The organism is Actinomycetota bacterium (assembly GCA_016700055.1).
In the GTDB taxonomy this organism is placed as follows: Bacteria; Actinomycetota; Acidimicrobiia; order Acidimicrobiales; family Ilumatobacteraceae; genus Kalu-18.
In genome coordinates, this window is the sequence record CP064997.1 from 3,050,936 (window position 1) to 3,069,823 (window position 18,888).

Annotated in this window: 16 protein-coding genes and 1 pseudogene; 6 read left to right on the forward strand and 11 right to left on the reverse strand. The window is 69.1% G+C overall.

Annotated elements, in window-relative coordinates:
* The first annotated feature begins 53 nt into the window (after positions 1–53).
* Positions 54–1,703 (forward strand): MFS transporter, encoded by a 1,650-nt coding sequence (locus IPM43_14780; protein ID QQS24639.1) that lies wholly within the window; start codon positions 54–56, stop codon positions 1,701–1,703.
* A gap of 30 nt (positions 1,704–1,733) precedes the next feature.
* Here IPM43_14780 and IPM43_14785 read toward each other — a convergent pair whose 3' ends face one another.
* A complete protein-coding gene (locus IPM43_14785) occupies positions 1,734–2,468 on the reverse strand; it encodes an anti-sigma factor (GenBank protein QQS26480.1) in 735 nt (244 codons plus the stop codon).
* Complete coding sequence (locus IPM43_14790; GenBank protein QQS24640.1) at positions 2,465–3,043, reverse strand: sigma-70 family RNA polymerase sigma factor; 579 nt, start codon at positions 3,041–3,043, stop codon at positions 2,465–2,467. Before IPM43_14790 ends, IPM43_14785 begins: the two co-directional genes overlap by 4 nt.
* A gap of 207 nt (positions 3,044–3,250) precedes the next feature.
* On the opposite strand from IPM43_14790, the gene IPM43_14795 reads away from it, so the two are divergent.
* Both IPM43_14795 and IPM43_14800 read left to right on the forward strand, forming a co-directional pair.
* Positions 3,251–4,609 carry a copper amine oxidase gene (locus IPM43_14795; GenBank protein QQS24641.1) on the forward strand — a complete coding sequence of 453 codons (1,359 nt, stop codon included), beginning with the start codon at positions 3,251–3,253 and terminating at the stop codon, positions 4,607–4,609.
* A 128-nt stretch (positions 4,610–4,737) separates the two neighbouring features.
* Positions 4,738–5,118 (forward strand): cupredoxin domain-containing protein, encoded by a 381-nt coding sequence (locus IPM43_14800; protein QQS24642.1) that lies wholly within the window; start codon positions 4,738–4,740, stop codon positions 5,116–5,118.
* Here IPM43_14800 and IPM43_14805 read toward each other — a convergent pair.
* The 8 genes from IPM43_14805 to IPM43_14840 all read right to left on the reverse strand — a co-directional run bounded on the left by IPM43_14805 (position 5,105) and on the right by IPM43_14840 (position 14,197).
* Positions 5,105–5,860 carry an MBL fold metallo-hydrolase gene (locus IPM43_14805; GenBank protein ID QQS24643.1) on the reverse strand — a complete coding sequence of 252 codons (756 nt, stop codon included), beginning with the start codon at positions 5,858–5,860 and terminating at the stop codon, positions 5,105–5,107. The genes IPM43_14800 and IPM43_14805 overlap by 14 nt on opposite strands.
* Before the next feature lie 37 nt (positions 5,861–5,897).
* Positions 5,898–7,859 carry a hypothetical protein gene (locus IPM43_14810; protein QQS24644.1) on the reverse strand — a complete coding sequence of 654 codons (1,962 nt, stop codon included), beginning with the start codon at positions 7,857–7,859 and terminating at the stop codon, positions 5,898–5,900.
* Between the two features lie 45 nt (positions 7,860–7,904).
* Positions 7,905–9,341, reverse strand: coding sequence for a M20/M25/M40 family metallo-hydrolase (locus IPM43_14815; protein ID QQS24645.1), 1,437 nt, complete (start codon positions 9,339–9,341; stop codon positions 7,905–7,907).
* Between the two features lie 38 nt (positions 9,342–9,379).
* Complete coding sequence (locus IPM43_14820; protein ID QQS24646.1) at positions 9,380–10,477, reverse strand: transporter substrate-binding domain-containing protein; 1,098 nt, start codon at positions 10,475–10,477, stop codon at positions 9,380–9,382.
* Positions 10,478–10,481: 4 nt separating this feature from the next.
* Entirely contained in the window at positions 10,482–11,822 is a 1,341-nt protein-coding gene (locus IPM43_14825) for an anaerobic C4-dicarboxylate transporter family protein (protein QQS24647.1), read from the reverse strand.
* Positions 11,819–12,265 carry a hypothetical protein gene (locus IPM43_14830; protein QQS24648.1) on the reverse strand — a complete coding sequence of 149 codons (447 nt, stop codon included), beginning with the start codon at positions 12,263–12,265 and terminating at the stop codon, positions 11,819–11,821. Before IPM43_14830 ends, IPM43_14825 begins: the two co-directional genes overlap by 4 nt.
* On the reverse strand, positions 12,262–13,515 hold the full coding sequence (locus IPM43_14835; GenBank protein QQS24649.1) for an N-formylglutamate amidohydrolase: 1,254 nt from the start codon (positions 13,513–13,515) through the stop codon (positions 12,262–12,264). Before IPM43_14835 ends, IPM43_14830 begins: the two co-directional genes overlap by 4 nt.
* A 109-nt stretch (positions 13,516–13,624) precedes the next feature.
* Positions 13,625–14,197 (reverse strand): YdeI/OmpD-associated family protein, encoded by a 573-nt coding sequence (locus tag IPM43_14840; protein QQS24650.1) that lies wholly within the window; start codon positions 14,195–14,197, stop codon positions 13,625–13,627.
* Positions 14,198–14,281: 84 nt separating this feature from the next.
* On the opposite strand from IPM43_14840, the gene IPM43_14845 reads away from it, so the two are divergent.
* Together IPM43_14845 and IPM43_14850 are read left to right on the forward strand one after the other, a co-directional pair.
* On the forward strand, positions 14,282–15,193 hold the full coding sequence (locus IPM43_14845) for a Dyp-type peroxidase (GenBank protein ID QQS24651.1): 912 nt from the start codon (positions 14,282–14,284) through the stop codon (positions 15,191–15,193).
* 28 nt (positions 15,194–15,221) lie between these two features.
* Entirely contained in the window at positions 15,222–16,844 is a 1,623-nt protein-coding gene (locus IPM43_14850) for a DUF1298 domain-containing protein (protein ID QQS24652.1), read from the forward strand.
* 9 nt (positions 16,845–16,853) lie between these two features.
* On the opposite strand, the pseudogene IPM43_14855 reads toward IPM43_14850, so the two are convergent.
* Positions 16,854–18,499, reverse strand: a pseudogene (locus IPM43_14855) (isovaleryl-CoA dehydrogenase).
* A 107-nt stretch (positions 18,500–18,606) separates the two neighbouring features.
* Here IPM43_14855 and IPM43_14860 point away from each other — a divergent pair.
* The gene (locus IPM43_14860) at positions 18,607–18,849 is read left to right on the forward strand and encodes a hypothetical protein (protein QQS24653.1); all 243 of its coding nucleotides are present in this window, start codon (positions 18,607–18,609) and stop codon (positions 18,847–18,849) included.
* Positions 18,850–18,888: the final 39 nt, after the last annotated feature.

Sequence of the window (18,888 nt, forward strand, 5' to 3'; positions counted from 1 at the left end):
CAACCGGTCAGCGGATCACGGTCGGCACGGCTGCGCCTGACATGCTGACCGACATGACGGCCCACGCGACTGCAAGTACCCCCGGCGTTACGTCCCGCGCCTCCTGGCTGCCTCTTGCCATCGTGATGCTGTGCCAGATCCAGATCTCGTTCAACGCGTTCAACGTTTCGATCCAGGGCATCGTCGAAGACCTCGGGATCCCGGCCACCTCGGTCGGCTTGGCACTGACCACGGGCACGTTCGCGATGGCCGGGTTCGTCTTGCTCGGCGCCCGACTTGCCGCGCGGCTCGGCGTTCGCAAGGCGCTACAGATCGGAATGATCGGTCCGACGGTCGCGGCGATCGTCATCTCGCTGACCAACGTCGGGTGGAGCCTCTTCGCCGCCCAGGCCTTGTCTGGCGCCACCGTCGCCCTGGCGGCGCCGTCGTTGACGGTGATCATCGCCAGCAACTACCACGGCAAGCAGCAAGCTCAGGCCATCGGTTTCCTCGCCTCGGCCATCCCGCTCGCCCAGGTCGTGTCGCTCTTGATCGCCGGTGCCTTCGCCTCGAGCATCGGTTGGCGCTGGTCGTTCGTGCTCCTGGCAGTGCTCGGCGCGGCCAACATCGCCCTCAGCTTCCGGCTGGCGCCGATCGCCCCTCGTCCGGAGGTGGTCATCGACTGGACTGGTGCTGCCCTTTCGGCAATCGGCGTCATCTTGTTGTCGGCCGGGTTCAGCTTCCTCAACGCCTGGGGCTTCATCGGCGCCAGCGACGACGCGCCGTTCGACATCGCCGGCATCTCGCCGGTGATCTTCCTCCTCGTCGGCGGCGCTGTCTTCTTGCAGGCGTTCTTCCGCTGGACGCGCAAGCGGATGGACGAGGGCAAACCGCCGCTCTTCTCGCTCGACGTGCTGCGCTCGTCCAAGGAGCGATCGATCGTGGCGTGCATGGCGTTGATGTTGTTCATCGGCACGGCCACCAGCTTCCTGCTGCCCCTCTACATGCAAGTCGTGCAGGGCTACAGCGGCTGGAAGACCTCGCTCACGATCGTGCCGTACACCCTGTCCATCTTCGTCGCCAACACCTTGGTGGCACGGCTGTACGACCGGTTCAGCCCGGCGCGCATCGCGCGGGTCGCGTTCTTGGTGGTGTTCCTCGCGCTCACGCTGATCGCGTTCACGATCAGCAACAGCTGGGGTCAGGTGTCGATCGTCGTCGGTCTCGTCACGCTCGGCCTCGCCCAGGGCTGCATCGTGGCGCTCGTGTTCAACAAGCTGCTGATGTCGGTGCCGAAGGAGCTCGCCGGCGATGTCGGGGCGTTCCGTGGGCTGACCCACAACATGTCTGGCTCAGCCGGCATCGCCGTCGCCACCGCCCTCGCCGTCTCGATGCTCGGGTTCTTCGTCGCCCGCGACGTTGCCGCTTCGCCCGTCTTCAGCCAAGAGCTGGTCCAGGAGGTCAACCTGGACCGGGCCGACTTCATCACCAACGACCAGCTGAAGGTCGTGCTCGAGGGGACGAGCGCCAGCCCGGCCGAGGTAGACGCCGCCGTCGAGGTGCTGTCGGACGCCCGCCTCGACGCCCTGCAGCTGACGCTGATGCTGCTCGCCGCCCTCGCCCTGCTCGCCCTCGTTCCCGCCGGCGGCATCCCCGATTTCCGTGAGCCCGACCTCACGGTCGACGACGAGGAAGGCATCGCCTCCGGCACCGGCAAGGCCTGACGCCGAACTCGCGCGCTCTGGCGATGGACCTCAGGTCGAGCCGCCGGCGACGACCGGCGGGTTGGCCGAGGTGACCACGCCTGGTGCTGCTTCTTCGGTGATGGCGAAGCCGGCGTATGGCCCGGCCGGGAACGACACGGTGTCGGGCCGGGCGCCGAGGACCCCGAGGGAAACGAGCTCGTCGCCGGCCGCCCCCCAGAGCTGGTAGGTGCGGCCGGGGTCGAGTTCGGGGAGTCCGGTGGCGCGCATGTAGCCGGTGCCGTCGCCGGTCACCGCGACGGGCACGGCGAGCTGCCCGTCAGCAGACCGGAGCTCGAACAGCTGGGAGTCGGGCGCGGCGAGGGCTGCCTCGAACGCCTGAGCCAGGGGATCCCGTAGGGCCTCCTCGATCTCGGCGAGCTGGTCGCCGTCACGGGCCTGCACCCCGAGGAAGACGACGATCGCGGCGGCGGCAGCGGCAGCCGCGATCGTGGCGACCGAGCGCAGCCACCTCCGCGACGGTCGCGCCCGGGGGGTTGCGTCGACCGTAGCCAGGCGCAGCTTGGGGGGCGCCTCGTCGAGGGCGCCGGCGATGCGCTGCCAGACCCCGTCGGGAGCCGGCCCGCCGCGGAAGGCGAGGAGGGTGGCCACCTCGCGGTGCTCTTCCACCTCTGCCCGGCAGCGGGCGCACACGGAGAGGTGGGACTCGATCTCGGCGCGCTCGGCGTCGTCGACGGCGTCGAGCGCGTACGCGCCGAGCAGTTCGGCGATCTCGTCGTGGTTCATGACGTTCCCCCCAGGCCGGCGGTGGCGAGCTCGCTGCGGAGGCGGCGTAGGCCGGTTCGGATCCTGGTCTTCACGGTGCCCTCCGGCTGGCCGAGGATGGCCGCGACCTCACGGTAGGTGTTGCCGCCGAAGTACGCGAGCTCGATCGCGCGCCGTTCCTCGTGCGGAAGCTGGTCGACGGCCTCACGCACGTGATCGGCGACGGCCATGTCCTCCACTTCGTGCTCGAGGTCGTATCCGGCCTCGGCTCGTCGGCGGTGCTGGCGCTCCTCACGTGCGCGGCGCGACTCCTCCGAGCGGATCAGATCGACCGCGCGCCGGTGGCACTGGGCGAGCAGGAACGAGCGCAGCGTGCCTCGTTCGGGATCGAAGCGATCGGGGTGATCCCAGAGGCGGACGAACACCTCTTGGACGATCTCCTCGGCCAGGGTGCGGTCGGCGAGGACACGGGCGGCGAGGGCGAACACCGAACCCGCATGACGCCGGTAGACCTCGGCGAGGGCGTCCTCCCGCCAGCGGCCGACGGCCACGACGAGTGCGGCGTCGCTCGCTTGGGTGAGGTCGTAGGTGTTCATCGCATGTGTCTTCGAAACAGATCCGCTGCTCGGATGTCGCGTCCGAGTGGGTGACGATCCAGACGGCCTTCTCCGCATCTTGATCCAGAACCGATCGACGTGCCATGGCCTGTCGCGAACCGCCGGGTCTTCGACATTCGCACATCCGCTCGGTGGGCCGGCTCCGAATACGTGAGCAATCCCCCCCCACAGCATCGGAGGAACCGAATGCATTCCAAGCTCATCAAGTTCGGCACAGCGGTGGCTATCGCATCGCTGCTCGGCGCGGCCTGCGGCGACAGCGACGACGGCAACGGCGACGACAGCGGCTCGCCGGAGAACACCGAGCAGTCGAGCCAGCAGCCCACCTCGCCCGAGACCACAGCACCGCCCATGTCACCGGAGACCACCGAGCACACCAGCGACACCGGCGCGCACATGGGCGAGGAGGAAGGCGCGTCGCCGGTCGAGACCGGAGCGGCCGGTCTGCGCGCTGGACTGACCTCGCTCCTGCAGGAGCACGTCTACCTCGCCGGTGCAGCGATCTCGACCGCGGTTCAGGCGGGCGGCGACATGGAAGCACCAGCGGTGACCTCGGCCGTCGACACGCTCGACGCGAACTCGGTGGCGTTGTCGGAGGCGATCGGTGGTGTCTACGGCGACGAGGCCGGTGCGCAGTTCTTGGAGCTGTGGCGCAATCACATCGGGTTCTTCGTCGAGTACACGCTCGGCGGGGCGACTGGTGACACCGCGATGCAAGAAGCTGCCGGCCAGAAGCTGGACGACTACCGGGCGGACTTCGGTGCGTTCGTGGACAGCGCGACCGGTGGCGAGTTGCCTGCGGATGCGGTGGCCGAGAACCTGCAGGTCCACGTCGACACGCTGATCGAAGCGGTCGACGCCGTGCTCGCCGGCACCCCCGACGTGTATTCGAAGCTGGCGGCTGCGGCAGGCCACATGCCCAGCACCGCGTCGGCTCTGGCAGGCGCGATCACGACGCAAATGCCCGACGTGTTCGACGGTGACCCCGAGTCTGCGGCGTCCTCGCTGCGCGCCGGTCTGACGCACCTGCTCCAGGAGCACGTCTACCAGGCCGGACTCGCCATCAACCAGGCCGTCGCCGACGGTGGTGACCTCGAGGCGCCGGCGACCGCGGACGCCGTCGACACGCTCGACGCGAACTCGGTGGCGTTGTCGGAGGCGATCGGTGGTGTCTACGGCGACGAGGCCGGTGCGCAGTTCTTGGAGCTGTGGCGCAATCACATCGGGTTCTTCGTCGAGTACACGCTCGGCGGGGCGACTGGTGACACCGCGATGCAAGAAGCTGCCGGCCAGAAGCTGGACGACTACCGGGCGGACTTCGGTGCGTTCGTGGACAGCGCGACCGGTGGCGAGTTGCCTGCGGATGCGGTGGCCGAGAACCTGCAGGTCCACGTCGACACGCTGATCGCAGCAGTCGACGCCGTCCTCGCCGGCACCCCCGACGTCTTCCCGCTGCTGCGTGAGGCCGCCCAGCACATGCCCGGCACGGCCCTGGCCCTCTCTCAGGCGATCAGCGCCCAGATGCCCGAGCAGTTCCCGGGCTGATCGACCCCCCACTCGCAGCCGCACCCGCGCCTTACAGGAGCGGGTGCGGCTGCGGCGCGTCCGCCCGCTTGGCGAGGTCCGAGTTCGGACATGACATCCGGCGAGGGCAACGGCAACGAACAACCGTCATGCATCACCATCCCCGCCTTCCCACTGGCCTCGTCGCCGTGGCTGCCCTCGCCCTCGTGGCGTGCGGCGGCGCCGACGACACCGACGACACGGAGCAGTCCGACGACAAGGAGGCCTCCGTAGTGGTCGCGACCTTCAACTTCCAGCCCGACCCGCTCGTGGTCGCGGCCGGTACGACGATCACGTTCGTCAACGAGGACGCCATCGACCACACCGTCACCGCCGGCACCAGGGAGCAACCCACCCCCCAGGTGTTCGACGGCCAGCTCGCGCAGCAGGGGGCGACCTTCGAGCTCACCCTCGACGAACCCGGCACCTACGAGTACTTCTGCCAGGTCCACCCAGGGCCGGGAATGACCGCGAGCATCACCGTGGAGTGACCATCGCGCCCGCAATGAGGGCTTCGTAAGCACCGGCCATGTCGTACAAGACCGTGGCGCAGTCGCCCTGGAACGACGAGCCGTGCATGATCGCGAGCGTCGTCGGCTGCAGGTCACCAAGGCCGCGCAGCACCTGACCGGTGTGCGGCGCCAGGCACGTCGATCCGAACATCGCCTCGGCCGCGAGCGCGGCTTCCAGAACGTCGGTGGTCACGAGCGCCGGCGGTGCACCTGTCTGGCTGAGCAGGTCGCCGCACAGCAGGGTGCCGGTCGTCTCCTCGTAGAGCACCTGTGCTTCCCACCCGTGCGGCACGTGGGGAGTGGAGATCTGCCGGACGCGCTTGCCTCCGAGGTCGATCACCTCGCCGGCCTCGAGCACGCGGGGCGGCCGGTCGCACAAGTCGTTGAGCGACACGTCGCAGCCGAGCGCCCCGAAGGCCACCTGGCTGTTCGGCGCGGCGGCGAGCCACATGTTCATGCTGCCGCTCTCGTCGGCCTCGACATGGCCGAAGCTGATCCAGCGCAGCGATTCGACCGGCACCACCGTGGCCACGGCTTCGCTCACCAGCGGGAACAAGACCCGCATGCCGGTGTGGAACAGCAGCGGCTCGTCGGCATCCACGAGGAACTGGTTGAACGTGAAACCCTCGGGGCCCACGTCGGGGATGAGGGTCGAGATGCGGTAGATGCCGTCGGCGATCTCGTCGACGGCCGGCTGGAAGGGTGTCTGGGGTGTGGTCACATCTTCTTGGCGTTCAACCGGACGCGATGGCGTTCACTCAGCACTGAACGATCCAGCGCACCTCGTCCTCGGGTGAAGCGGCACACTCGTAGGCGCAGTACAGACCCGTACGGACCCGCCGGTCGAGCACCGCGCCCGGCCCTGGCAGCGCCTCCACGACCTTCGCGACGGCCGACCGCAGCGCCCGGGTGACGTTGAGCCGGGCTCGCTCGGCTGCCGAGGCTGCCCGCCGTTCCTTGCCGCCGAGGCCGAATGCCTGCGTTAGCTGCAACACGAGCAGGTCGAGCTCGCCCTGGATGGCTTCGGCCCTCTCGATGTTCTCGGCGGCGAACGCGTCGTCGATCTCAGCCCGCAGTTCCTCGATGCGGCGGCGGTAGGCGGCTCGGGCCTGGGAGTCGACCAGCGGCCCGGCGTCGCCGAGCTTGCGGCGGGCGAGGCCGCCGGCGTCGACACCCTCGACCCGGTCGACCAAGTCCAGCGCGTGGCGCTCGACACCCGGGGTGGCGACGAGTTCGGCTAGGTAGCGCAACCCCAACGTGTCGCGCAGGCGGACGGTCACTCCCTCGCACGAGGCCACCCACCACTTGCCGTCGCGGCGCAGCGTGGCGGTCGACGGCTCGACGGCCGCGCTTCCGAATCGGGTTCGGCCGGCGACCGGGCCCAGCCTCCCCAGCACCGCGGCATCGGCCGGCGCCAACACCACGTCGAGCCCGTCGAGCGAGGCGGCCGCGGCGACGGCGTCGAGGGTGGCGGCCGCGGTGTCGCCGGCCGCTTCCCGCAGCCGAGCGAGATGAAGCAGGAGGCAGGCGCGCATCCACGGCAGGCGCGCCGGATCGAGGTCGTCGAGGGCTGGCTCGAGGACGCTCACCGCGCCGCGCAGATCGCCGGCGGTGGTGAGCACTCGGGCGCGGGCATCGGCACCGCGAGCCCGAAGCGAGGGCACGTCGACGCCGGCGACGCGCTCGACCAGACGCTCGCTGGCGGCCCTGGCGGCGTCGAGGTCGTCGGCGGCCAGCTCGGCATCCACCAGCACCGCGAGCAGCTCGACGGCCCGCAAGCGGTCGTCGCCCGCGCCGCGCAGCCCCCGCAGCGCGGCCGCTCGGGCCAGGGCGTAATCGCCCCGGTCCAGGTGGAGCTGGGCCGCCGGCAGCAGCGCCTCGAGCAACTGGTCCTTGCCGAGCAGCAGCAGCTCGGCGTCGGTGTGCCGGCCCTGACGGACGCGCAGCTCGGCCATGCCGATGTCGGGATGCCAGCCGGGAATGCGCATCACCGCCTCGAACTCGGCCCGCGCCCTGGTGAGGACTGCCTCGGCTTCACCCCACCGGCCGAGCTCGACGAGCAGCTTTGCCTTCAACCGGTCGCAGTGGCTCGACAGGAACACCGGGCCGCCGGGCTCGAGGCCGATCAGACCGCGTCTGCGCAGCAGTTCCGTCCAGGTGTCGGCCCGCTCGAAGTCGGTGGAGAAGTAGCAGGCGGTGAAGAACGAACACACCGACTTCGCCGCTGTGCCGGTGTCGTCGGCGGGACCGCAGGCCAGAGCCATCGCCTCGTCAAGGAGCGCCATCCCATGCGCGATGCGTCCGGCCTGTACGTGGGCCAGGCCTCCGTCGGCCAAGGCCTTGGTCTCGAGGTTCACGTCGTCGAAGCGCCGCGCGCGGTCCAGGGCCAGCTCGGACGCGGCGAGCAGCTCGTCGGGGTCGGCGACGTCGCAGCCCATCGCGGCGACCGCCACCCAGCCCTGTTCGAGGCATGGTGGCTGGTCGGCCACCAGCCGGCTGGCCCGGGTGAACCAGGCTCGGGCCGCGGTCAGGTTGCCCAGCAGGTTGGCGAACGTGTCGCCGAGCTGGACGCACGCCATCGCCGCCCGGCACGGCTGATCACCGGCGGTGAAGTCGCGGATGGCAGTGGAGAGGTAGGCCACCACGCCGTCGACGTCCATCCGTGCGAAGGCATCACCGGCAGCCTCCAGCGCGCGCTCGGCCTCCGCGATCGACGACACCGCTCCAGGATCGCACACGGGCAAGCTCGCCCGGAGCGGGGATGATCAGCCAGACGACGCCGCGTGCAGCGCGTGGTCGCGCAGTACAGCTGCGATCACTGTGGTCACCTTGCGCGCGGTCGGAAGGTGAAGGAACTCGTTCGGGCCGTGGGCGTTGCTGCCGGGACCGAGCGCCCCGGTCACCACGAACTGCGCGTCGGGGAACTGTTGCCCGAGCATTCCCATGAACGGGATCGATCCACCCTCGCCCATCGCCCGCACCGTCTGCCCGAAGGCAGCGAGCGAAGCTTGTCCGAGTGAGTCGTCCAACCACGGGGAGAAGCTCGGCGCGTTCCAGCCCGCGGAGCTCTTGTCGGCATGGAAGGTGACGGTCGCGCCGTAAGGCGCGTCGTCGACGAGGAGCCGTTCGAGGGCTTCGGCGGCGACGCTTGCATCGGCTGTCGGAGGAATGCGCAGCGACAGGTAGAGCGACGTGGTCGTGCGCAGCACGTTGCCGGCGCGATTCGTCGGCGGCAGGCCGTCTGCGCCCGTGATCTCCAACTGGGCTCGAAACGTGCGGTTCAGCAACTGCTCCGTCGGATCGTCGGTGACAGGTCTCGCGCCGCGGAGGAACGGGAACTTCTCCGCGGGCGTGCCTGACAGTTCCTCCGCGGTGGCCACAGCCTGTGCGATCCGATCTGGCGGGATCGGGACACGAACCTCGGGCAGCAGGATCTCACCGGTCGTCTCGTCCTCGAGTCGGGACAGGATCTGGCGAGCGATCCGGAAGGTCGACGGGATCACCCCGCTGGCGTCTCCCGAATGGACGCCCTCGGACGTGATCGACACGACGAGTCGGCCGGCGAGGAGACCGCGCAACGAAGTGGTGACCCATAGCCGGTCGTAGTCGAGGCAGCCCGAGTCGAGGCAGACGATGAGGCTCGGCGACCCGATCCGGTCGGCGAGCGCTTCGACGTGGAAGGGGAGATCGGGGCTACCGCTCTCCTCGCTGGCCTCGATCAGCAGCACACATCGGGCGTGCGGGAAGCCGCCCGCACGGGCCGCTTCGATCGCCGTGAGAGCGGCGAACATCGCGTACCCGTCGTCGGCGCCGCCGCGGCCGTAGAGCTTGTCGTCCTCCACGACCGGCGTCCACGGCCCGAGGTCCTCGCGCCAACCGGTGAACTCGGGTTGCTTGTCGAGGTGGCCGTACAGCAGCACCGTGTCGTCGGCGGGCCCGCCGTTCGAGGCAGGGATCTCCACGAACAGCAGCGGCGAACGGCCCTCCAGGCGGTGAACCTCCAACGTCATGCCCTCGATCGGTCGAGCACGTGCCCAGTCCGCGAGCAGCGTCACCGCGCGCTCCATGTGGCCGAGCTGCTCCCACTCGGGCTCGTACGCGGCGGAGACATTGGGGATCGCGATGTAGTCGCGCAGCGTCGGGAGCACATCGCGCTCCCAGGTCGTATCGACGTACCGGCTCACTTCGTCGAGGTTCGTCATGGCTGCCTCCGTCAATTGCGTCTGCCCCAGTGGTCGGATCAACCGAAGTATGCAGCGACGAGTCGGTCGTACGTGCCGGTCTCGCGAACGCGCAGAAGGCCGCGGTTGATCGGCTCGAGCAGGCCACTGCCTACCGCTACGGCGATCCCGTACGACTCCGCGCGTAACACGGGTCCGGCGATGGTCACGGCGCTGTCGCTGCGGGCGATCAGGTAGCGCAACAGGGCCGAGTCATATACGAACGCGTCGGCCGAACCGTCCACAACCGCCCCGAAGGCGTCTGTCGCGCTCACCATCAACTCGGCCTCGATGCCGTTCTGAACGAGAAACTCCGCCGACGTCGTTCCGGGCACGGAGACGACCGCTTTCCCGAACAGGTCGCCCACGCCCCGGATGTCGGACTCCAGCCGCTCGACCGTCGTGTTCGCGGTCAGCTCGGCGATCAGTCCGGCGACGAGCAGCATGCTGGTGAGCATCCACGCCGCCGCCAACAGCCGTGTCCGGTCACGACGCGGAGCCTTGTCCCCGTACGTCGCCGAGAACATCGTCTCCGTGGCCCACCACATCCCGTCTCTGACGCCCCGCTTTGCCGGGAGTGCGAACTCGGGGTTCTGATGGCGCTCCAGTCGCCACATCAGCGTCCCGAAGATGGTCATGCCGATCACAGCGGCGAGGAGGAGTGTGAGCAAAGTCGGGTCGCGCAGCTTCTTGGCCCAGCCGTCGAGCACGGAGACATGCGAGGTGTCGCGGATCGCGATCTGGATGCCCGAGTCGAAGATCGGTTGGCTGAAGTCGACCCTCGTCTCCCGCTCCGCGGTGATGCTGATCGCTCCGATCCCGGCGTCGACCTCACCCGACTCGACGGCGTCGAGCTGCGCTCCGACGTTGTCGACCACTACGAACTCGACGCCGACCCCGGCCTTTTCGGCGATCGCGCGCATGAGATCGATGCTGAAACCGACGAGATCACCGTCGGCGTCCACCTCGACGAACGGTGCAACCTCGTGTACAGCGACCACAACCGGGTCGGGGGGTTCTTGAGCTCCGACCGGTTGGGTGAGTGCGAGCGCGCCCAACGGCGGGAGGACGAGCGCGGTGAACAGTCGCTTGCCCCAGACGGCAGCAGGCACCGTCATCGGCTCAGTAGAAGAGTGAGCCGAACAGGAAACCGAACGCGCCGGTCGTGAGAGCCAGGACGGCCATCGGGATGAAGAACGAGTGGTCGACCAACTTGGTGCCGAGCTTGGTCGAGCCGGTGAGGTCGAAGTTGGCCGCCGCGATCTGCGAGCCGTTCGTCGGCAGCGTGTACACGCCTGCGAACGCGCCCGCCCACATTCCCGTGATGATTCCCGGAGCGAGGCCGGCCGCGAGCCCGATCGGCACGATGGTCCGCGTCGCCGTCGATTGGCTGGTCGTGAGGGCGACGACCAGGAAGATCGCGAAGAAGAAGACCCATGAGGCGTTCTGCACCCAGCCGCCGAGGGCGTCGACGATCTCGGCCTCGTGGGCACTGATGAAGGTGTCGGTCAACCAGGCAAGACCGAACAGGGCGATCGCCGACACGATGCCGGCCTTGAACACACTCGCCCCCGGCACCTCGCTGACGGAGGGCTTGGCGACGAGCAGGATCACCGCCGCGGCAGTGAGCATCAGCAGCTGGATGGTGACCGTCATCGAGATCGGCACGCTCCCGTCGGCGCCGTCGATCGTCGGGCGAAGGTCCTTGAACAGGCCGAGCACGACGATCAAGACGACCGCCGTCAGGAAGATCAGCGCGGCGTTGCGGCCCGACTTCGTCGACTTCAGCTCGACCGTCGCTCCTTCGCCTGGTGGCGCGAGCGTCCCGGCGGCGATCCTGGCCTTGTACTCCGGATCGTCTTCGAGCTCGGCGCCCAGCTTGCGAACGACGAGCGAGGTGAGGATGATGCCGATGATCGCCGCCGGGATCGTGATCGACAGGATCTTGACCAAGTCGAAGTTGTAGGGGGCGACGTCGGTGAGCGTCACCATCGCGGCCATCGCCGCCGACACCGGGCTGCAGGCCAGCGCGACGCCGGTGCTGACGACCGACAGCGACAACGGGCGCGAGGGGCGGATGTTGTTCCGGTACGACACGTCGTAGATGACGGGGAGCAGCGGGTACAGCACGTTGCTGGTACCTGCGCCGACGGAGAAGAGGAACGCCATCATCGGCGCGATCAGGGTTATCTGTTTGGGGTGATTGGCGATCGCTCGTGCCGCGACGGCGACCATCCAGTCGATCCCGCCCGCGACCTGCATCATCGCCGCCGTAGTGACGACGGCGATGATGATGAGCATCGCGTCCACCGGTGGACTGCCGGGGTCGAGCTGGAAGACGAACACCAGCACGGTCACACCCACGCCGCCCCAGATACCGAGCGCCACCCCGCTCGATCGAGTGCCCATCACGATCGCCGCAACGACGACCACTGCCTCGAGCGCGAACAGCAATCCGTTCATGAGCCGTTGTCCTCCTCGTCCAGCACACGGCTGAGATCACATTCGGGTCCGAGCAGTTCCCGCACGACTTCGTCGGCGTCGAGCGCGTTGTCGACCGAGTCCTCTACGAGCGGCAACCAGGTTTCGTAGTCGGCGTCCTCAGGCGCGGATTCGAGCGTGGCCAGCAGTTCGTCGATCGCGTCGACCAACGTGGTGAGCTGGGCGGTGTAGCGCGCATCGGTGACGGAGAGGAGCTGTGCCGCTTCGTCGCGGACGTCGGAAACCGCCTCGGTGGCCTCGGCGACGGTCGCGCCCGTCTCCGGTATGGATTCGATCGCGCTGTCGGCCGCTTGCACGAACTCGGCGTAGGCGGTGCACATCGACAGCTCTTCCTCGTCGCCGGTGCACGCCGTCAGTGCCAGTGCAGCGCCGGCGATCAGGCCGAGCGCGGGTCTGTATCTCATGGTGCACTCCCTCCGGACGAAGTGGTGGCGAGAGCGGTGCCCCAGCGCCGGACTAGGTCGTGGGCGTGCTGGAGCCGCTCCGCCAGCCAGGCGATGCGGTCGGCGGGAGGTTCGACCCAGTCGGTGCCCGGCTGCATCAGCGCGGCGGTCGACTCCTCGCCGAGGAGGAACTCACGAAGGAACTCGTTCTGCCACGCGCCCAACCGCAGAGAGCGCGGTGGGCTGCCAGCCATACGGACGACGGCGCGAGGCTCGAGAGCACGCAGCATCGGCCCGGCGAGTTGCGTCTCGTGGCCCCCGAGGTAGGGGCGGTTGAAGCCGACGTCGTCGGCCTGCCATGCGTCGAACGCGAGGCGATACGCAGCGGCGATGCTGCGCAGGCGCGCGGGGTCGATCGTGGGGATGGAGATCTCGTCGCGCAGGCCCGCTTGGTCGGTGGCGGTGAGCTCTCCCCACGCATCGCCCCGGTTCGACAGCGCGACCAAGTTGGGAAGGCGATCGGCGACCTTGCGCTCCACACATATCGCACCGTCGGGCTGAGCGGTGTGGTTCATCGTGTCGTGGATCGAGAGCAGGTCGAGGGTGGTCGCCGAGTTCCAGCCGGCCACCGTCGTCTCGGCGGGGTCGAGTGTGGCGAGGCGCCGCAGCTTGGCCTCGACGACGCGCTCGATCAGCGCCTGGCGGACCCGCTCGTACTCGTCGACGCCGAGCGTGCCAGCAACCGTCAGCGCCGAGACGAGCTGATCCCATTCGGCGTCGGTCTCCGGACGTCGGAGCACCGGCATGTAGCCGAACGTCACCGGGCGGATGGCGTCGGCACCGGCAAGCGACGGGCGCTCTCCTTCGCCCGCAGCCTCTAGGCGATCGAACGCCTCACGCAAGGAGGCGGCCACGTCTGCGGGGCGCGGCCGGTTGGCGTCGCGAACGGCGCGTGGGTGCGGGTTCTCGATGTAGAGCACATGCGGGTCGTTCTCTGCCCAGCGGCGGGCGACCGGGCTCGTCGAGACGTCGGTGAAGTCGTACTGCAGCCGCTTCGTGAAGCGGCTCTCGACGAACGGCTGCATCTCGGCCGGGAAGGCAGCAGACGCGTGAGGGCCGGTGACGATCAGATCGATCTCGCCGAGCGCGTCGTCGACATCGCGCTCCCCGCGTCCGACGAAGTACGCCATGTCGCCGGCACCGAAGCGAGTACCGGCCGGGATCCAGTCGATGTGCGCGATGTCCCCGCGTTGTGGTCCGGCCCCGCTCATCTTCCCCCGACCCTTGGATTCACTTCGACACCCTCACGGCAGGCAGCGCGTTCGTGGCCGACCATACCCCCAGCCACTTCGGCAACTTGGCATCGGCAAGGGCGTGGCTTCACCGAGCGCGCTTGCCGAGTGATGCCTCGCGGGCGCTCGCCTCGACCCTGATGCTGCGGGTCTCCGGACGCTTGGCTTGCGCGATCCACCAGAGGATCTGCTTGCGTGCCGAAGGGGGGAAGGCGTTCCAGTGCTCCCTCGCGCCCGCGTGGCGGTCGAGGGCAGCCGCTAGGTCGTCGGGGACCACGAGGTCCTCCACCGAATCGAGCAAGGTCCACGAGCCGTCGGCCCGCGCCCTGTCGACGACTGCCTGGCCGGCCGGGAGCATGCGCCCCTCCGCTTCCAGCCGGGCGATGCGTGCCTTGTTGGTGCGGGCCCACGGGCTGCCCGGGCGGCGGCGGGCGAAGTAGAGCATCGCGCGCTCTTCGTCGAGCTTCTTCGCCGTGCTGTCGATCCAGCCGACGCGCAACGCCTCCTCGATCTGTTGCTCGTACGGTGGTGCCGGACGACCGGTCGCGCTGCGCCACGTCATCAGCCACACTCCGGTCTCGGTGTCATGGTTCGCGGCCAGCCAGTCACGCCACTGATCGACGCTCTCGCAGAGCACTCGCGGGGCGTCAGCCTGGCTCATGACGAGATCATGCGGGTTTCGGAGCCCGACCTCATGACACATAGTGTCGCCGCGGCTGCCGGCCGAGAAAGGACTCTCCTCGCGATGTCGACTCCCCAGTCCGGGATCTTCGCTCTCGGGACCACCTACCAGTACCACCTCGAGTTCGCGATCCGCCCCGACGTGTCGCACGATTCGGTGCTCGCGTCCCTCGCGGCGTTGTGTGAGCCCCACGTGTCGGGCGGTGCGACGAATCTGGTGGTCGGCTTCGGGTCGGCGCTCTGGGAGAAGGTGCGCGCCGGCAGCCCGCAGCCAGCGGGGTTGGGACCGTTCGCCGAGGTCGTCGGCAAGGACGGCCACGTGGCCCCGGCCACCCAGCACGACGTCTGGGCATGGGTCCACGGAGGCAGCGTGGACGCGGTGTACGACACCGCCAACAACGTCGCGTCCACGCTCTCCACCGTTGCCACCCTCGAGGTGGACTGCCCGACGTTCGTCTACCACGACAGCCGTGACCTGACCGGCTTCATCGACGGCAGCGCCAATCCGACGCCCGCAGAGGCCGCGGTGGCGGCGTGCATTCCCGCCGGCCGGCCCGGCGAGGGGGGATCGCACGTGATGACGCAGCGCTGGGTGCACGACCTCGGAGCCTTCGGCGAGCTCAGCGTGCCCGATCAGGAGGGCGTGATCGGACGGACCAAGTTGGACAGCGTCGCTTTGACCGGCGAGGCACTGCCCGCAGATGCCCACGTCGCGCTGCTCGAGATCCACGACGCCGAGGGCAACGAGCGCCCGATCTACAGGCGCAGCACGCCTTACGGGACGGTGAACGAGCGCGGCCTCTTCTTCGTGGCCTTCAGTTGCGAACGAGACCGCTTCGACGTGATGGTCGCTGAGATGTACGGCTCCGAGGGCCGCCAGATCCGCGACCACCTGCTGGACTTCAGCGTCGCCGTCACCGGCGCGTACTACTTCGCGCCGAGCATCGAAGAGCTGCTCCAGCTCGGCGTGAGTTAGCGTCGGGCTCTACCCGAGGGAGGGCGTGGTGAGCGAACGTCAGCGTCTCGGCGTGCAGGACGCGCTGTGGCTGGAGATGGACCGGCCTACGAACCTGATGGTCGTCGACTCGCTGATCTGGACGGCCACACCCGTCGACTGGAAGCGCTTCGGTGCCGTCGTCCAGGAGCGAATGTGGGACCGCTATCAGGTGTTCCGTAGCGTCGCCGTCGCCGACGAGGACGGCTCCTGGTTCTGGGAGGAGCGTCCCCGGCTCGGTTGGAGGAAGCACCTCGAGCGCATCACGCTGCCGGCACCGGCCGACGAGGCAGCGCTGCGGGAGTTCATCGGCGCCCAACGAATCGTCCCGCTCGACCGCAAACGGCCGCTCTGGAAGATGTTCCTCATCGAGGACTACATGGGTGGCAGCGCGATCGTCGTGCGCACTCACCATGCGATCGCCGACGGGATCCGCATGGTGCAGCTCGCGATGAGCCTGTTCGACGCCTCGCCCGAGGGTGGCGCGATCCTCGCGCCACCGGTCAGGCTGCACGCTGCATCTGCCGAGGCGCCCGAGCCCGAGGGACGCTCGGTGCGCGAGCAGCTCACCGCTGGAGCCGTTTCGGTCGCAAGGGAGCTGAACGAGCTCGCGAGCGACGCGGTGGGCCGTGTCGGTGAGGTGATCGGCGACCCGATCGGCTCCACCGTCGAGGGGGTGCGCGCGGCCGGTCGTGCGGTCGGGCACGCGGCCGCCGAGGCGCGGGAGGCGTCGCGGGAGGTCGCCGGTATGGCGCTGACCAACCCGGTCGGCGCGGTCCACACGGCCGCCGCCAGATCAGCCGCTGCGGCTTCGGCATTCGCGGAGTGGCTGACGTCCGCGCTGCGCCCGCGGATCCCCGGCAGCGGACCACTCGTAGACATGTTCTCCGCGGCGCCCGGCGACGCCGACATCGCGCGCAAGCTGCTGCTCGGTACGCGCAACGACGCGAGCATCTGGACCGGGATGGTCGGCGATCGCAAGGCGGTCGCCTGGTCGCCGCCGTTGCCGCTGGCCGAAGTCAAAGCCGTCGCCCGCACCCACGGCGCCACCGTCAACGACGTGCTCGTGACGAGCGTGGCAGGGACGCTGCATGCCTACTTGGAGGCCCACGAGGCCCAGTGTTCGTCCGTCAACTGGATGATCCCCGTCAATCTGAAGGCGCTCGACACCACGTTGCCCACCGAGCTCGGCAACAGCTTCGCCATCGTGCAGCTCGAGCTGCCGACCGACATCGGTGACCCGCTCGTCGTGCTCGACGTCGTGCAGCGGCGGATGGCGCGGATCAAGAGCGGTCACGAGGCCGGTATCGCGTTCCGTATCCAGGAGGTGATCTCGGGACTCAACAAGTCCTTGTACCAGGCGTCGGTCGATCTGCTCGCGAACCGTGCGATCGGGGTGCTGACCAACGTGCCGGGGCCTCCGATACCCGTCTTCGTCGCGGGGACGAAGGTGGAAGGCATGGTCGGCTGGGCCCCGCTGTCGGGCAACCAGCCGATGTGCTTCACGATCTACAGCTACAACAACATGGTGTTTGTCGGCATTGCTTGCGACATGGATCTCGTGCCGGATCACGAGCAGATCGTCGACGGCTTCGCGCCTGCCTTCCACCGCCTCTCCGTCGCCACCCACTGACCGGTCGGATCAGCTGAGAGGAAGCGGGCGGGCGCGGTCGACGATCGAGCGCAGGTCGAGGCCTGCTGGCAGCGTGCCGAACGCGTGCCCCTTGTCGCCGGCGAGGCGAGACGCGCAGAACGCGTCGGAGACCGCGGCCGGCGCGTGGCGCAGCAGCAGCGAGCCCTGGAAGACGAGCGCCATCTGCTCCACCAACCGGCGTGCCCGCGCCTCCAGGTCGGTGAGCTCGTCGCCGAGCTCGCGGCGCAGCTCGACAACTGCTCGGTCGAAGCGAGGGTCCGCACCGCAAGCCTGCTCCACCTCGGCCCAGTAGGCGTCCAAGGTCTCGGGAGCGCGAGCAAGGGCGCGCAGCACGTCGAGGCAGATCACGTTGCCCGATCCCTCCCACACCCCGTTGACCGGGCTTTGCCGGAAGAGGCGCGGCATGCCGGACTCCTCGACGAAGCCGGCGCCGCCGAGGCACTCGAGCGCCTCAGCGGCATGCTGGGGAGCCCGCTTGCACGTCCAGTACTTGACGACGGGCGTCACCAGGCGTGCCAGGGCGGACTCGTGCTCGTCGGCGGGGTCGGCGTCGTACGCCCGCGCCAGGCGCAGTGCGGCGGCGGTCGCGGCCTCCGACTCGACGGCGAGGTCGGCCAGCACGTTGCGCATCAGCGGCTGGTCGTCCAGCAGATTCCCGAATGCGCGGCGATGGCTCGCATGCCACACCGCTTGGGCCACGCCATGACGCATGATCGCGGTGGAGCCGAGCGTGCAGTCGAGGCGGGTGTGGCTGATCATCTCGATGATCGTCCGCACGCCACGGCCCTCTTCGCCGACGAGGACCCCCCACGTGTCGAGCAGCTCGATCTCGCTCGACGCGTTGGTGCGGTCGCCGAGCTTGTCCTTCAGCCGCTGGATCGCGATCAGGTTGCGACTGCCGTCGGGCAACCAGCGCGGCACCCAGAAGCACGACAGCCCTCGTGGGGCCTGGGCGGTCATCAAGAAGCCGTCCGACATCGGCGCCGAGCAGAACCACTTGTGTCCGGTGAGCGCGAACTCGCCGCTGCCCGCGAGCGGGCGCGCGGTGGTGGTGTTGGCGCGGACGTCGGAGCCGCCCTGCTTCTCGGTCAACGCCATGCCGCAGGTGATCCCCGACTTCTGCTCGCCCGGAAGGTTGCGCGGGTCGTAGGAGCTGGAGCAGATGCGCGGCTCCCACTCGTTCGCGAGCGCGGAGTTGTGGCGCAGGGTGGGCACCACCGAGTACGTCATCGAGATCGGGCAGATGTGGCCGGCGTCCACCTGGTACCAGGTGATCACCTTCGCCGCTCGGGCGACGTGCGCGCCGTCGCGCGCGTCGCCCCACGGGGCGGCATGCAGGCCGTTGGCGATCGCAGTCGACATCAGCTCGTGATAGGCGGGGTGGTACTCGACGACGTCGATGCGGTTGCCGGACCGGTCGTGGGTCTGCAGCACCGGCCGGTTGGCCTCGGCCAGGCGGCCGAGCTCCTGCGCGGACTCAGTGCCGGCCAGGCGACCGAGCTGATGCAGGTCGTCGGTTGCCCATGCCGCGCCTTCTCTCGCTCGACCGCTTCGGTCAGGGCGACGTCGGCGCCGAACACGTCGTAGCCGGCGAGCAGGGGAACTTGGTTTTCGACCTCGTGGGTACGCAGCACCGTCGTCATGGCTGAAGGCTAAGTAGGTACGGGTCGGAGTTTCCACAGCGCGCCCACAGGCAGTTGGCACTGACGATCCACAGGACCGATGGGTCAAAGTGACGCACATGACGGGGACGCGCATGATGCTCGACCAACCGGACCGGCGGGCGCTCGAGCGCGCCGGGTGGCGCACGATGCTGGAATACCGGGAGAACCACGTCCGCCGTGACGACGGCACCCTGCTGGAGGTGCGCGCGTCGTGGAAGGCCGAAGCCGAGCGGGTCAGGCGTCGGCTGGTGGTGGCGTCGGCCACCGCCGACACCGTCGACGAGGCGTGGGCGCTGCTGCGCCAGGTCACGCGCCGTTAGGGACCCTTGGCCCTGCCCACCGGGCAGCGCTTGCGCGAT

Coding starts and splice junctions, on each gene's coding strand:
- IPM43_14780 (QQS24639.1), top strand. CDS start 54: ATGACGGCCCACGCGACTGCAAGTACCCCCGGCGTTACGTCCCGCGCC.
- IPM43_14845 (QQS24651.1), top strand. CDS start 14,282: ATGTCGACTCCCCAGTCCGGGATCTTCGCTCTCGGGACCACCTACCAG.
- IPM43_14825 (QQS24647.1), bottom strand. CDS start 11,822: ATGAACGGATTGCTGTTCGCGCTCGAGGCAGTGGTCGTCGTTGCGGCG.
- IPM43_14785 (QQS26480.1), bottom strand. CDS start 2,468: ATGAACCACGACGAGATCGCCGAACTGCTCGGCGCGTACGCGCTCGAC.
- IPM43_14830 (QQS24648.1), bottom strand. CDS start 12,265: ATGAGATACAGACCCGCGCTCGGCCTGATCGCCGGCGCTGCACTGGCA.
- IPM43_14790 (QQS24640.1), bottom strand. CDS start 3,043: ATGAACACCTACGACCTCACCCAAGCGAGCGACGCCGCACTCGTCGTG.
- IPM43_14795 (QQS24641.1), top strand. CDS start 3,251: ATGCATTCCAAGCTCATCAAGTTCGGCACAGCGGTGGCTATCGCATCG.
- IPM43_14820 (QQS24646.1), bottom strand. CDS start 10,477: ATGACGGTGCCTGCTGCCGTCTGGGGCAAGCGACTGTTCACCGCGCTC.
- IPM43_14835 (QQS24649.1), bottom strand. CDS start 13,515: ATGAGCGGGGCCGGACCACAACGCGGGGACATCGCGCACATCGACTGG.
- IPM43_14800 (QQS24642.1), top strand. CDS start 4,738: ATGCATCACCATCCCCGCCTTCCCACTGGCCTCGTCGCCGTGGCTGCC.
- IPM43_14815 (QQS24645.1), bottom strand. CDS start 9,341: ATGACGAACCTCGACGAAGTGAGCCGGTACGTCGATACGACCTGGGAG.
- IPM43_14840 (QQS24650.1), bottom strand. CDS start 14,197: ATGAGCCAGGCTGACGCCCCGCGAGTGCTCTGCGAGAGCGTCGATCAG.
- IPM43_14860 (QQS24653.1), top strand. CDS start 18,607: ATGACGGGGACGCGCATGATGCTCGACCAACCGGACCGGCGGGCGCTC.